Origin of the sequence: Thermanaerosceptrum fracticalcis, assembly GCF_000746025.2 — a bacterium.
GTDB lineage: Bacteria > Bacillota > Peptococcia > DRI-13 > DRI-13 > Thermanaerosceptrum > Thermanaerosceptrum fracticalcis.
In genome coordinates this window covers 317,503-330,379 of record NZ_CP045798.1, presented here as the reverse complement: position 1 = coordinate 330,379, position 12,877 = coordinate 317,503, and the positions used below count along the sequence as shown (strand labels likewise).

At 44.9% G+C, this 12,877-nt stretch carries 16 protein-coding genes; 3 read left to right on the top strand and 13 right to left on the bottom strand.

Annotated elements, in window-relative coordinates; genetic code table 11:
* Positions 1-31 precede the first annotated feature (31 nt).
* The 13 genes from BR63_RS01780 to pgeF form a co-directional block, all read right to left on the bottom strand.
* Positions 32-328, bottom strand: coding sequence for a DUF167 domain-containing protein (locus BR63_RS01780; RefSeq protein WP_338056001.1), 297 nt, complete (start codon positions 326-328; stop codon positions 32-34).
* Complete coding sequence (locus BR63_RS01775; RefSeq protein WP_081908236.1) at positions 297-818, bottom strand: DivIVA domain-containing protein; 522 nt, start codon at positions 816-818, stop codon at positions 297-299. The genes BR63_RS01780 and BR63_RS01775 overlap by 32 nt, the downstream gene beginning before the upstream one ends.
* 14 nt (positions 819-832) lie before the next feature.
* Complete coding sequence (locus BR63_RS01770) at positions 833-1,624, bottom strand: YlmH family RNA-binding protein (protein ID WP_034423901.1); 792 nt, start codon at positions 1,622-1,624, stop codon at positions 833-835.
* A 4-nt stretch (positions 1,625-1,628) separates the two neighbouring features.
* Entirely contained in the window at positions 1,629-1,889 is a 261-nt protein-coding gene (locus BR63_RS01765; RefSeq protein WP_034423904.1) for a YggT family protein, read from the bottom strand.
* A 17-nt stretch (positions 1,890-1,906) separates the two neighbouring features.
* Positions 1,907-2,710 carry a pyrroline-5-carboxylate reductase gene (proC, locus tag BR63_RS01760; protein WP_034423906.1) on the bottom strand — a complete coding sequence of 268 codons (804 nt, stop codon included), beginning with the start codon at positions 2,708-2,710 and terminating at the stop codon, positions 1,907-1,909.
* Complete coding sequence (locus BR63_RS01755) at positions 2,707-3,192, bottom strand: cell division protein SepF (RefSeq protein ID WP_034423908.1); 486 nt, start codon at positions 3,190-3,192, stop codon at positions 2,707-2,709. The genes proC and BR63_RS01755 overlap by 4 nt, the downstream gene beginning before the upstream one ends.
* On the bottom strand, positions 3,176-3,901 hold the full coding sequence (locus BR63_RS01750; protein WP_034423911.1) for a YggS family pyridoxal phosphate-dependent enzyme: 726 nt from the start codon (positions 3,899-3,901) through the stop codon (positions 3,176-3,178). Before BR63_RS01750 ends, BR63_RS01755 begins: the two co-directional genes overlap by 17 nt.
* 15 nt (positions 3,902-3,916) lie before the next feature.
* Complete coding sequence (locus BR63_RS01745; RefSeq protein WP_034423914.1) at positions 3,917-4,939, bottom strand: biotin/lipoyl attachment domain-containing protein; 1,023 nt, start codon at positions 4,937-4,939, stop codon at positions 3,917-3,919.
* A gap of 258 nt (positions 4,940-5,197) precedes the next feature.
* Positions 5,198-5,857 (bottom strand): phosphate signaling complex protein PhoU, encoded by a 660-nt coding sequence (gene phoU / locus BR63_RS01740; protein ID WP_034423917.1) that lies wholly within the window; start codon positions 5,855-5,857, stop codon positions 5,198-5,200.
* 15 nt (positions 5,858-5,872) lie between these two features.
* The gene (pstB, locus tag BR63_RS01735) at positions 5,873-6,634 is read right to left on the bottom strand and encodes a phosphate ABC transporter ATP-binding protein PstB (protein ID WP_034423920.1); all 762 of its coding nucleotides are present in this window, start codon (positions 6,632-6,634) and stop codon (positions 5,873-5,875) included.
* 91 nt (positions 6,635-6,725) lie between these two features.
* On the bottom strand, positions 6,726-7,889 hold the full coding sequence (gene pnpS / locus BR63_RS01730; RefSeq protein ID WP_420825499.1) for a two-component system histidine kinase PnpS: 1,164 nt from the start codon (positions 7,887-7,889) through the stop codon (positions 6,726-6,728).
* A gap of 204 nt (positions 7,890-8,093) precedes the next feature.
* A complete protein-coding gene (locus BR63_RS01725; protein ID WP_034423923.1) occupies positions 8,094-8,795 on the bottom strand; it encodes a response regulator transcription factor in 702 nt (233 codons plus the stop codon).
* A gap of 10 nt (positions 8,796-8,805) precedes the next feature.
* Positions 8,806-9,627, bottom strand: coding sequence for a peptidoglycan editing factor PgeF (gene pgeF / locus BR63_RS01720; protein WP_207724749.1), 822 nt, complete (start codon positions 9,625-9,627; stop codon positions 8,806-8,808).
* 276 nt (positions 9,628-9,903) lie between these two features.
* Between pgeF and BR63_RS01715 the strand changes: the two genes are divergently transcribed.
* The 3 genes from BR63_RS01715 (at position 9,904) to BR63_RS01705 (ending at position 12,845) form a co-directional block, all read left to right on the top strand.
* Positions 9,904-10,698: a CsxC family protein gene (locus tag BR63_RS01715; protein WP_243270051.1), complete on the top strand. Its 795-nt coding sequence runs from the start codon at positions 9,904-9,906 to the stop codon at positions 10,696-10,698.
* 121 nt (positions 10,699-10,819) lie between these two features.
* The gene (locus BR63_RS01710) at positions 10,820-11,659 is read left to right on the top strand and encodes a CsxC family protein (RefSeq protein WP_051966009.1); all 840 of its coding nucleotides are present in this window, start codon (positions 10,820-10,822) and stop codon (positions 11,657-11,659) included.
* A 172-nt stretch (positions 11,660-11,831) separates the two neighbouring features.
* On the top strand, positions 11,832-12,845 hold the full coding sequence (locus BR63_RS01705; protein ID WP_051966011.1) for a CsxC family protein: 1,014 nt from the start codon (positions 11,832-11,834) through the stop codon (positions 12,843-12,845).
* The last annotated feature ends 32 nt before the right edge of the window (positions 12,846-12,877 follow it).

The window sequence follows — 12,877 nt, the reverse complement described above, 5'->3', positions numbered from 1 at the left end:
CAAATAACAGAAAAAAGTCAATTGCAGCTGGTTAGAGGCCTAATTGCTGCAACAACTGCTCCTTATTTACACCTTCAACAAGCACTATCTTATTTCGTCCTGTATGCCCACTGACAATAGTTACTCTACTCGTGGCTATCCCCAGCTTCTGGGCAATAAACCTGATGCAGGCCGCATTGGCTTCCCCCTCAACGGGCGGAGCCGTTAATCTAATCTTTAAAGCATCCTCCTGCAGACCGGCGATTTCGTTTTTACTGGCCCTAGGCTGTACCTTTATCTTAAACTGTAGACCTTCTTTAGTCTCCTGCAAATTCCACAGTGAAGCCATGGTCCCTATACTCCTTTGTTTCCTCGGTTACGCAGGCTGGACTTGTATTAAGATGTTCACTTTCCAAAAGTTCGAGCTGTGTATTGAGAAAGCTTTTCAGCTTAACATATAGCTGTTTTTCAAAAGCACGAAGTTCCTCCAATTTCGCCGTAGCCTGGATTACCTGCTCATGGGCACTATTGATAATCTGTTCCGCCTTCTTTTTCGCTTCCCAGATAATGAGGTCTACTTCCTTATCGGCATTTCTCCTGGCTTCATCAGCCATTTTTTGCGCTAAGACCATGGTATTCCGCAAAGTTTCTTCCATCTCTTTATAGCGGTTTAAATGATCGCGGTGCTTTTGCAACTGGTCTTTAAGCTCCATATTTTCTTTGTATAAAGTCTCAAAATCCTTGATCACTTCATCTAAAAACTCATCAACCTCATCCACGTCATAACCACGAAATCCTTTTTTGAACTCTTTATTATGGATATCCAGGGGAGTTAACACAGCCAACACCTCTTTCAGACAAATCTCTGCAAGGTAACTTTTATCCTCCCTTTATGTGTTGTACCACTTATTTCCTGCACAAGCACACGACCCCTTCCCCGCCCCGATAAAACATCTCCTTCTTTAAGCAGATGGTCGGTTTTAGTGGTCTCCTGCCAGTTCACCTTAATCTTCCCGGCAGAAATCTCCCGGCTTATTCTGGTCCGGGAAGTGCCAAAACCTGCCGCAGCTATAGCATCCAGGCGCAGGGAGGGTACGGTAGTAGTAATACTTTTCCCTTCCCGCTCGGGCAAGCTAAACTGTTCCGGCGCCAGTTCCTTGATTTCCAGGGGTACCCCCTTTACTTTGAGGGGCTCGTACAGCAAAAAGTTAGCTATTTCCCTGTCTGCCGCAGTCACACATCCCTGGGGAACCAGCCAGATATCACCAAGTTTTTCCCGTTTGATCCCTGTACTTAAAAGGGCTCCTAGAAAGTCCCGGTGGGTAACCTTCACGGAAGAGAAGTCTCCATAACAGGCCAGTAAAGTGATTTGTGCCGCATCCAGGCTCATTTCCAAATAATCCGGGGATAAAACAATCCTTCTCCTTTCGGCATAAGGATGTCCGCCATAACTTTCCCAGCTGAAATCCCCACAATGTTCTAGAATTTTTTCCGCTACCCCCAGCAAATGAGGGTCAGCAAAGTCGGTGACCTGGCTCTGCTGTTTTTTCTCTAACAGTCTCATTTTATCCAGGAGCCTGGCCACAAACTGTTTCTCTTCCTCGGTCTTAAGCTGCCGCAGGATTTCCTCACGAGTCTTCGGCATATCTTTAAAGGGTCCTCAAAAGGTCAATCACCAGCATTTCTACCAGCTGGATCACAAAAATGGCCACAATGGGGGAGAAATCCACAACCATTCGCCCCCCCATCAACCGGCGGAAGGGCGCCAGTACCGGTTCGGTGATTTCATAAATAAAGCGGAAAATGGGGTTGTAGGGGTCATGACGAACCCAGGACAGGAGCACCCTGATGATGATTAACCAGTCCAAGACTTCAAAAGCAATGCGTACATAGGGAATCAGCCAAGTCAATATGTATCCACTCCCCTTTATTTTTTTAATAATTCCTGGGATCTACTGGTAGCTGCCAGAACCGTTTCCATGATAATACCCCGCAACCCCGCTTTTTCCATTTGGGCCAGACCTGTGATGGCCGTACCGCCGGGGGAAGTTACCATATCCTTCAGTTGTCCGGGATGGAGTCTGGTTTCCTGGACCATGCGGGCGGCCCCCTGTACAGTTTCAACAGCCAGTTTGAGGGCCACATCCCGCGGCAGACCGGCTAAAACGCCGCCATCGGCCAGGGCTTCAATCACTACATAAACATAAGCGGGTCCGCTGCCGCTTAAACCCGTAACAGCATTAAGCATTTTTTCGGGCAGGATAGTCACACTGCCCACTGCTTTAAAGATTTCTTCAGCTACGGCCAAATCTTCTTGGGTGACAAACTTTCCACCCGCCAGCACAGTGGTTCCCGCATTGATTAAAGCAGGGGTATTGGGCATGACCCGTATTACCTTACAGCCTAAGGGTACTACTTCCTCAATAAAGGAAGTGGAAATACCCGCAGCAATGGAGATTAGTAATTTGTCGGGAGTCAAAACAGAGGCAAAAGTTTTGAGAGCATCCATGATATTCTGGGGTTTTACGGCCAGGATAATCACCTCGCCGTGCCGGACCACATCTTTATTGTCAACAGTTGTCTTTACACCTAATTTATTCTTTAAGCATTCCAGCCGTTCATGGGAAAGGTCGCTTACCAATAAAGTTTCGGGCTCCACACCTCTACGAATGAGACCTGCTAAAATCGCCTCGCCCATGGCACCGCCGCCGATAAAGCCAATATTCTTCAACGTTCAAACCTCCTTAGTTCCGTTCCCTGGTTAATTCTACTGATCCAGGCAAAGACTTCTTTGGGTTGGGTCAGGTCATTAATATCGCCGGAAATATCCACGTTATTGGGTACGGCAATGATGATGCCTGAACCGATTTTTTGCAGGGTACCTCCCAGAGCATAGGCCGTCCCCCCCACAAAGTCAATAATGCGCCTGGCCAGGGCAAAATCCACGTTTTCCAGATTGATAATGACAGTCCGTTTATTCTTTAAACTGTCAGCTATCTGCTGTGTATCATCAAAAGTAGTTGGTTCAACTAAAGTGACCTTTATCTGGTCCTTGTTGCTGCCGGCGTTAAAAGGCACAACCTGTCCCCGGGATTTACGGTTTCTGACCTCAGCATTCTCGTAGAGAGGGCTGCTGGTTTCCTCGGTAACAACAACCTCTTCCCTTACTTCTGTAAAACCCATGACATCAAGTATCTTATCGAAAACCTTCATGCTCTTCTCCTCCTTCTTCATAATTTCTGGGGCCAAAAATCCTGCTGCCTATCCTTACAAAAGTCGCCCCCTCCTCCACAGCCACAGTAAAATCATCACTCATTCCCATGGAGAGTTCCTTCATTTCTACCTGGGGAAGTTTCATCCCGTCAATTTCTACCGACAGCTCCTTTAGCCTGCGGAATATGGGCCGCACCTCCTCGGCTTCGGCAACCAGAGGACCTATGGTCATGAGGCCCTTTATCTTTATTCCCGGTAAAACAGAGATTTCCTTGATATTTTGCAGTAATTCTTCTTCACTAAACCCTGATTTGCTTGTTTCCTGAGAAATATTAACCTGTAACAGGATGTTTGCGGTTACTCCCGCTTTTAGCGCCCTTTTACTGATTTCCTGGGCCAAAGCAAGGGAATCTACGGAATGAATTAAACTTACTTTGTCGATTATGTATTTTACTTTGTTCCGCTGCAAGGTACCAATGAGATGCCATTCAATATCGGGCGGCAGCTGGGGGACTTTCTGAATAAGTTCCTGCACCCTGTTTTCACCAAACATACGCTGCCCCGCCTGGTAAGCTTCCATTATTATATTTACAGGAAAATTCTTGGAAACAGCTACTAATTTAACTTCTCCAGGGTTCCTGCCGCTCTTTCTGCAGGTGGTTTCAATAAGTTGCTGGATGCTCTGCATGTTTTCCCTGATACTTTCCATAATTAACCTCCAGAACTACAGAGATAGACGACGTGGAAAGAAGACCACCTGTCCTTCTTTCACTAACTGGGGGGTGGTAATGACCAGATCCGAAGCCGACAGCCCTTCCACGGCCACTTTCTTGTTGAGCCTCCCGCTGACTGTAACCTCTTTCCACTGTACCTTTCCCCGGGCGTAGATAAAAACTCCCAAGTTACCTTCCTTTTCGACTAAACAATGTTCCGAAAGAACAGTTCCCCGGTATTTATTCGTAATAATATGACCTTGAAGTTTGCGCAATTTATAAGTCTCGGGCAAATTAGGAATTCTGATTAATAATTGCAGCTTATCCCCGTTTTGCGCCACGGACATAATATTGCCACGAATCAACAGGTTATCCAGCTTTTCCAGCCGTATTTCTATGCTGTTACCGGTCTTCAATTCACGCCCCAGATCAGATGTCGTTTCCAGGTAAAGATAGCCTGGACTCAGGTTATCTATAACCTTCACAAAAAAGCTTCCCCCCGGGATAACCTTCTTTTCTTTAGCATCTCCTGACATGGGGGCTCCTAATCTTTTTTCCAGATCAGTCAACTGGTGGATATCCAGTTGTGGCCAGATTTGTGAATTGCAAATGTTCTCATAGCCGTCAATATGGTAAGATACAACTCCAGCTTGGGGCGCTATAAAAGCGAGCCTTTTTGTCTTTTCCAGGGAAGTCCCGTCCTCGGAGACAAGATAGCACATAACTGTCCCCTTGGCTACCCTTTCTCCTTCCGGGCGCAATATTTCTAAACGCCCTGTAAAGGGGGCCGCCAGGGCTGCCTCGTTCCTGATAATCACGAATTCTGCTTTCGTGACCTCTTCCAGGACCGAGGGTTGACCCGGTACTACTTCCACGAGCAAGGATGCGACAATGTTCTTCACATAGCCGCTGGCAATAAAAACCAAAAAGATGGCTGCTAAAATCAAAAACACACGGTTCCGCCTTGTTAGCTGCCCCTTCCTGCGCTGGGCTTGTCTAAGACGTTCCGGCTTAACTTCTGCGCTGTTACTCAATTTTATCACACCTAGGAAAAAATGGTTAGATCATAAAATATTTCTACAACTGTCCTTTATCTCCTGCCGGCTTAGGCAAAATTAGTTGGTAGTTGGTAGTATAAGTTCGCAGCAGTTAAGTTACTAGTTATTAGTTACTAGTTACTAGTGACCGACGTTTCCCGTTTCCCGATTTTCGGGTGGCTGTTAGCGGGTAGCGGGCAGTAATTAAATAATCAGAAAAAAATACACGCATGATAATGCGTGTATTTTTTATAACTAATCATTCAGTTCTTTCTTTTCCCCTGTGACCAGGTAAATCACCCGTTCACCGATGTTGGTGGCATGATCCGCAATCCGCTCAATATACCGGCCTACAAAGAGAAGATAAGTAGCCTGGCTGATGGTCCGGGGATCTTCCATCATATAGGTTAAAAGCTCCCGGAAAATCTGGGAATAGATCTGGTCAACCATGTCGTCATCTTTACACATTTGGTACGCCAGTTCTACATCTTCTTTTACGTAGGCATCCAGGGCGTCCTTCACCATTTTTTGGGCAAGAACGCTCATTCTTGGGATATCAATGAGCGGTTTGATCAAGGGCTGCCCGCTTAAACGTATGGTCACCTTGGCGATATCATGGGAATAATCGGCCATCCTCTCCAGGTCGGTAATGATCTTAAAACCGGCCGTAATCCTTCGTAAATCCTTGGCTAAAGGCTGCTGGGTGGCAATCAGCTTCAAGCATCTCTGTTCAATCTCCATTTCCAGGAGATCAATTTCTTTTTCCATATCGATGACTTTTTCGGCCAGTTTTACATCCTGCCTGGCCAGAGATTCCACAGAACTGCTGATCATGTTTTCCACAAGGCTGCCCATGCGCAGTATCTGCTGCTGTAACTCTACTAAACTCTCATCAAAAGAATGCCTGGTAGTCATTACTCACACCCCTCCTTAACCAAAACGACCCGTAATATAATCCTCTGTCCGTTGATCCCGTGGATTGGTAAATATCACATCAGTAGTATCATATTCAACCACTTCACCGTTTAGAAAATAGGCTGTAAAGTCGGAAATACGGGCTGCCTGCTGCATGTTGTGGGTCACAATTACAATAGTATATTCCCTTTTTAGTTCCTGCACCAGTTCTTCAATCTTTAAAGTGGAAATGGGGTCTAAAGCGGAAGTTGGTTCATCCATCAACAGAATCTCCGGTTCCACAGCCAGGAGGCGGGCAATGCACAAACGCTGCTGCTGTCCACCGGAAAGTCCCAAAGCCGGCTTATGGAGCCGGTCTTTTACTTCCTCCCATAAAGCAGCACCTTTCAGGCTTTTTTCCACTATTTCATCTAATTTTCTTCTATCTTTTAAACCATGAATCCGGGGTCCATAGGCAATATTATCATACACCGACATGGGGAAGGGATTAGGCCGTTGAAAAACCATACCCACTTTTTTGCGCAGGGCTACCACATCTACATTGGGTTGATAGATGTTCTCATCATCAATGGACACTTCTCCGATAATGCGAACACCGTCTATTAAATCATTCATACGGTTAAGGGTACGCAGAAAAGTGGATTTTCCACAACCAGATGGTCCGATCAATGCCGTAATGCTATGGGTTCTAACATTGAGGTCGATGTCTTTCAGGGCATGGTGTTCACCATAAAATAAATTTAAACCTCTTGTTCTAATCTTTTCTTGACGTTGCATAATGTCAATCACCTCTTTCCCATTACCCCACCCATTATAACCTAAGAGATACGGGAAAGTGCTAAATCCAGGTTAAAGAATTGTTAAAATTTTAGGAGTTAGGCAATATCACTGTAAAAGTGGTTCCTTTTCCTTCTTCAGATTCCACCTGGACTTGTCCCCGGTGTCTCTCCACAATATGCTTCACGATGGATAACCCCAAACCGGTCCCCCCCACCTGACGGGAGCGGGCCTTATCCACCCGGTAAAAACGCTCAAACAGACGGGGCAAACTGTCGGCAGGAATACCAATCCCCTGGTCCGTTATTTTGATGGCTGTCCCCTGCTCATGGGGACTTACCTCCACCAGGACAGAACCTTTGTCGTGGGAATATTTAATGGCATTATCTAGGAGGTTGATCAGTACTTGCTCCAGCATGTCCTGATTCCCATAGATAGTGTGGGCCTGGGGATAAATATAAGTTTTAATGACAATATCTTTACGCTGAGCCACGGGAGTAAGAACGTTCACAACCTTATCTAGCATCTGCCTGGTCTCAATGGACTTTTTGGCTACTTCCACCCGGCCAGTTTCCAGGCGTGAAAGAAATAGGAGATCCGTAATCAAACGGTTTAAACGATCTGTTTCCGCTTCCATGATTTTCAAAAACTTCTGGCTTAGTTCTTTGTCCTCCATAGCCCCATCCAGCAGGGTTTCCACGTACCCCTTGATGGAAGTGAGCGGTGTCCGAAGCTCATGGGATACATTGGCCACAAATTCGCTGCGCATTTGTTCCAGCTGGCGAAGTTTCGTCACATTCCTAAGCACCATAACCGCACCTTGTAAACGCTCTCCTTTCCCCTGGATAGGGGTAATATAAACCCGGTAATATTCAGTGTCACCAGGGGTTAATTTTATCTCTATGACTTGTCTGGTACCGTCAGCTAATCCTTTTTTTAAGAGGTCTGCCAGCTGGTGGTTACGCAGTATTTCTAAGAAATACCGCTCTTTGGCTTCCTCCCAGGTAACACCGAGCATCTCCTCCGCTGCCTTATTGATCAGCATTAAACGGCCAACCTGGTCAAAAGCCAAAACCCCTTCCACCATACTGGCCAGGATGGTCTCCATCCGGTCTTTCTCTTTGAGGGTCTCCTTGATATTACTGTTTAAGGTAGAACCCATCATGTGCATGGTGTCGCACAACTGGCCCAATTCATCATCAGTGGTGATGAAAATGGTGGGGATAAAGTTTCCTTTAGCAAAGGAGTGGGCCATTTCCTTCAGCTTACTGATGAGCCTGGTATGGTAATCCGTCCAAAAATAAAACACAAGGATACTTAAAAGATAAATCCCGGTCACTATAAAAAAGTACAAACCATGTTCCCTGGCAAAGAGCGTAGCCAGGTTGATCAGGATAATGGCCACACCGGTAATGGCGGCAAAAACCAGGGTATATTTCCATGTTAATTTTCTCATTTTTTATCCCTTAAACCTGTAACCTATACCGCGAATGGTTTCAATCAATTCGGGTTGACTGGGATCTTTCTCGAGCTTCTGCCGCAGGTGACGGATATGCACATCCACCGTCCTGGTATCACCTACGAATTCATAACCCCAGATTTTCTCCAGCAAAAATTCCCGGGTATACACTTTGCCTGGATTGGTAGCCAGTTGAGACAAAAGCTGAAATTCTTTAGGGGTGAGTTCCAAGAGTTCTCCGTTGAGGAAGGCTTCAAAACGGTCGGGATAAATCTTAAGCCCACCTCTGATAATAGCGGGTGAAGTAGTATCACTGGCAGCTTTGGGAGCAGTCTGGCTTCTTCTGAGAAGGGACTTTACCCGTGCCACCAGTTCCCTGGGGCTGAAGGGCTTGGTCAAATAGTCATCTGCTCCCAGTTCTAACCCTACAACCCGGTCTATTTCCTCACCACGGGCTGTTAACATAATAACGGGCAAAAACTTGGTTTGCTCCTGCTGGCGCAGGCGCCGGCAGATTTCCAGTCCATCGAGACCGGGCAGCATTAAATCCAGCACCAATAAATCGGGCGAGTTTGCCAAAATAAGGTTCAAGGCTTCCTGTCCGTTTTCTAAAGAATCCACAACATACCCTGCTTTCTCCAGGTTGAATTTGACCAGTTCTCTGATACTTTCTTCATCATCCACCACAAGTATCCGTGTCATGCTCTCACCTCTATTTCAGCATAATAATGGCGGCCTGTCTTCCCGCCATACCGGCACGATGGGAAAAAAGCTTATCCTGATGACAGTAAGTGCAAACTTCCGCCAGGGTTATATTTTCGGGTACAACACCTATATCCACCAGTTGATAAAAATTAGCTAGCCAGAGATTAAGTTGTCCGTGTCCATCCCCTTGTAAGCCTGTTATTAAGGATTCCCAATTCTCCGGGAAAGCGTCTTTTACTTTCTCGATTACCGGTAAGTCCACCTCATAATGACAGGGGCCAATGCTGGGCCCAATAGCTACCAAGAGGTCTTTGGTGTCCGTACCGTATGCTTCTGCCAGAGCCTTAACTGTCTTGGCGGCGATTTTGGCCACAGTCCCTTTCCAGCCGGCATGGGCCAGGGCTATTGTCTTCTTGACCGGGTCCAGGAAAAAGACGGGCACACAGTCAGCAAAAAACGCCGTTAAAGCTAATCCCCGCTCATTCGTGATTAAAGCGTCAGTAGCAGGTATAACCGTTTCTGGAGCAAAGGCACCTCTTCCCTTGTCTTTGAGTGTCACCTGGTAGATAGTATCACGATGCACCTGATGGGCGCCTACTATTGATGCCGGATCAATCCCCAGAACCCGGGCAAACCGCCGGCGGTTTTCCAGGACATTCTCCAGCTTATCCTCAGTGAGAATACTGAGATTAAGGCTGTTATATGTACCGCCACTGACCCCGCCCGACTTCCCGCTAAAACCGTGGATGACCAGCCCTGTCTCTTCAAAAGAAGAGATAGTATAGTATTCGATTCCTTCCTTGAAATGGCGTTGAAAATATCCGGGCAATTTTCTACCTCCCATTGATACTGCTTAGTTAAATTTATTTTACCGTTTTTAAAGAGGGAAGGGAAATATAACCTTTATTATAACTAAATTTTAATAATCAGTTAATTAAACTAATATCTGAGCAAAGGCTGCTTCCTCTGCCAAAAAATTTGGACTTATCCCTGACAGCATGTCACCGAAAAGGGACAAAAAGCATAACATGTACTAGGATGCGAAAAGAAAGCATTACTGACTTGGCATCAAACCAGAATCAATCAACAAAAGGAGGAAAACTGAATGACTTGGAACCCAGGTAAAACAATTAGAACTGCTGCAGATCTATTTAAAAAAGATGCCCAAACTTTTTGTCCCACAGCTTGTGCCGATGTTTCCGGCGGAGAAATTATTGAATGTGTCAACAATCCCGTCCCCGTTGAACCTTTATTTACAGGTGCCGTAGTAAAAGTACCCGTTGTCCTGGCCGAACTTACTGTGCAATTTAATGTCAACTCAACCATTGAACTGCCCGAACCTGCGCTCGAAATAAAAAATATCAAGAAACGCCTGAAAATCACCCAATGCTTGTTGTTGCAAAACACCAATATGTTATTTATTAAAGGCTTTGTACGCAAAAACATCGATTACTCCACAAGAAAATGTTCTACCCCGGAAGGCATTTGCGGTGATATTCGCCACTGCACTGTAGACATACCCTTTAAGTGTACTACACCGGTTATTTTCAATGTCATGGAACCTCTCCCGGTTGTCCCTGCCAGCACCAATGAATTCCAATATTTTGGCAGATTTGATGTTAAAGGCCCTCAATTTGCTGAAAAGGACGAATTATTGTCCGGTGACTTTACGGAATATAACCAAATCAGTACCGAATTCTTCAATGAGCTGCCTTTCTGTGAACTAGTCAGCAGCAGGATCGTGGAATTTGATGAATATCTAAATCCCCTGCCGCCGGCCAATGTTAAGGCACCTTTTGAAGAAAGAGAATTTAAGAAGATTGAAGAAAAAATGGTTATCTACCTGACCCTAAAGATCTTGCAAAACCGCCAGGTAGCAGTGCCCGCTTCTGATTGCTGATTATTCATGATCTTAGGCCTACCTCTAGGTAGGCCTAAGATATATCTAAAAACACTTTTTGACAATTGTTAACTTCTGAAGCAATTATTAAATATGAATGATATAAAGGAGAAACCTGACAATGTCCTGCCCACTTAATGACCTGGCAACTGCCTATGCAGGCAATATTCTGGGCCAACCGCCAGCCATAGCCAATAATTGGTTGAAACCAAAAGGTGTAAAGATCAGTAAGGCCGAGACACAAGTAGCTAATGTTCAGGTTAGAGGGGAAACAATAAATAATTGCATCAACCAGCCCATCCCTCCCACGCCTCTAGCAACAGGTGTTGTGGCAAAAATACCTGTCGTTCTCGCCGAGCTCTCCGTACAGATAAATATCGCTGTAGTATTTGATTTTCCCGAACCAACCATAGCAATAAAAAAAGTCGCTAATCGCCTTAAAATCACCCAGTGTTTCCTCTTGCCAAATACTAATACCCTCTTTATCCAGGGATTAGTCCACAAAAACATTAATTATTCCACAAGAAACTGTGAGCATGCAGAGGCCATTTGCGGGGACATCCGTCACTGCACTGTAGAAATTCCCTTTAAGTGTACTACTCCGGTTACTTTCAATGTCATGGAACCTCTCCCGGTTGTCCCTGCCAGCACCAATGAATTCCAAGATTTTGGCAGATTTGAGGTTAAAGGACCTCAATTTGCTGAAAAGGACGAATTATTAACCGGTGACTCCACGGAATTTAATCAAATCACTACCGAGTTCTTTAATGAACTTCCTTTCTGTGAGTTAGAAAGCAGCAAAATCGTGGAATTCAATGAATATCTCAGCCCTGTTCCAAGAAAACTCAAGGCTCCACTTAAGAAAAGGGTATTCAGAAGTTGCGAAGAAAAAATGGTTATCTTCCTTACCCTCAAGATCTTGCAAAACCGTGAGGTGGCAGTTCCCCCTTCGCCTTGTTGATCATCAAATTAATTAGGCCTGCCTGCAGGTAGGCCTTTTTTGCATATAATAGATTTAGTTTTTCACCAAATAAGGACAAATTGAATAATATGGTACCAGAGGAAATTGCGGGTCAGGATATTTCAGAAGAAAAAGCAAACTGCATCTGGCGGATGGAAAGGGGGTATCTTCCATGACTCTTTACTATCGCATATTGGAAAAAAGCCTTAATAACCAGCTCCTGCCCAATGGGATAACTAGATTTTCAAGCAAGAAGGGAGAAGGGCAATATAATTATCGAGAGCCTCAGGAAGCTGTTATTAACTGGCTACATAGACAAGAAGCCCATTCTTATCAGAACCGCCAGACCACCCCCCAAGAGGCAATAAATAACAGTCCTGTTAGACAAGTTCAAAGCAGTTGTGCTTTAGTAAAGGAATCACCGCCAAACGATCTCATAAATTCGCCAAAACAAGAAAGCCGTAATCTGCCATCACAACCTGACTCTGTTAAAGTTACAAGTGAAGCCATTATTAATTGCGGCAATACCCCCTGCCCGATAAATGCTTTGGGCAAAGGTGCAGTTGCCAAAATTCCCGTAGTACTTGCGGAATTAACTATCCAGCTTAATGTTGAAGCAACCATTGATCTTCCAGAGCAGGCCTCTGAAATAAAGAATATGAAAAAACACCTAAAGATTACGGAATGCACTTTATTGAAAAATACAAACATCCTCTTTATCAGGGGATTCGTTGGGAAAAAATTTGAGTATTCAACCAGCAACTATGCCAGGGGAAACGGCTTATCTGGTGAAATACGCCATTGCATTGTTAATATTCCTTTTAAGTGCACCACCAATGTTGCCTTTAATGGCATTGAACCGGCCCCTGCAATTTCAAATGACATGAAGGAATTTCCATTTTTTAAGAAACACGATTTTCTTGAAGCTGATTTTTGCGATCAGGCTGAGATTTCCTCAGGTGACTTCACAGTATCTAACCAAATTAGTACCGCTTTTTACAATGAAATGCCTTTCTGTGAAATAACAAACAGCAGGATAGTAGAATTTGACGAATTTCTCAATACCCAATGTCCCGCCAGTACGCAAGAAACAACTTTTAACAGCATCGAAGAAAAAATGGTCATCTACCTTACCTTGAAGATATTGCAGTACCGTCAAGTAGCTATACCTCCAACTGATAGCTGAAGCTGGATTAATTAATCCGCTTTTAATTTTTT

What these genes read in the sequence shown, in the direction of transcription:
- BR63_RS01725 (WP_034423923.1), bottom strand. Translation starts at nt 8,795, where the DNA reads ATGACACGGATACTTGTGGTGGATGATGAAGAAAGTATCAGAGAACTG.
- pnpS (WP_420825499.1), bottom strand. Translation starts at nt 7,889, where the DNA reads ATGGCCCACTCCTTTGCTAAAGGAAACTTTATCCCCACCATTTTCATC.
- BR63_RS01710 (WP_051966009.1), top strand. Translation starts at nt 10,820, where the DNA reads ATGTCCTGCCCACTTAATGACCTGGCAACTGCCTATGCAGGCAATATT.
- phoU (WP_034423917.1), bottom strand. Translation starts at nt 5,857, where the DNA reads ATGACTACCAGGCATTCTTTTGATGAGAGTTTAGTAGAGTTACAGCAG.
- BR63_RS01705 (WP_051966011.1), top strand. Translation starts at nt 11,832, where the DNA reads ATGACTCTTTACTATCGCATATTGGAAAAAAGCCTTAATAACCAGCTC.
- BR63_RS01770 (WP_034423901.1), bottom strand. Translation starts at nt 1,624, where the DNA reads ATGCCGAAGACTCGTGAGGAAATCCTGCGGCAGCTTAAGACCGAGGAA.
- BR63_RS01780 (WP_338056001.1), bottom strand. Translation starts at nt 328, where the DNA reads ATGGCTTCACTGTGGAATTTGCAGGAGACTAAAGAAGGTCTACAGTTT.
- BR63_RS01755 (WP_034423908.1), bottom strand. Translation starts at nt 3,192, where the DNA reads ATGAAGGTTTTCGATAAGATACTTGATGTCATGGGTTTTACAGAAGTA.
- BR63_RS01750 (WP_034423911.1), bottom strand. Translation starts at nt 3,901, where the DNA reads ATGGAAAGTATCAGGGAAAACATGCAGAGCATCCAGCAACTTATTGAA.
- pstB (WP_034423920.1), bottom strand. Translation starts at nt 6,634, where the DNA reads ATGCAACGTCAAGAAAAGATTAGAACAAGAGGTTTAAATTTATTTTAT.
- BR63_RS01715 (WP_243270051.1), top strand. Translation starts at nt 9,904, where the DNA reads ATGACTTGGAACCCAGGTAAAACAATTAGAACTGCTGCAGATCTATTT.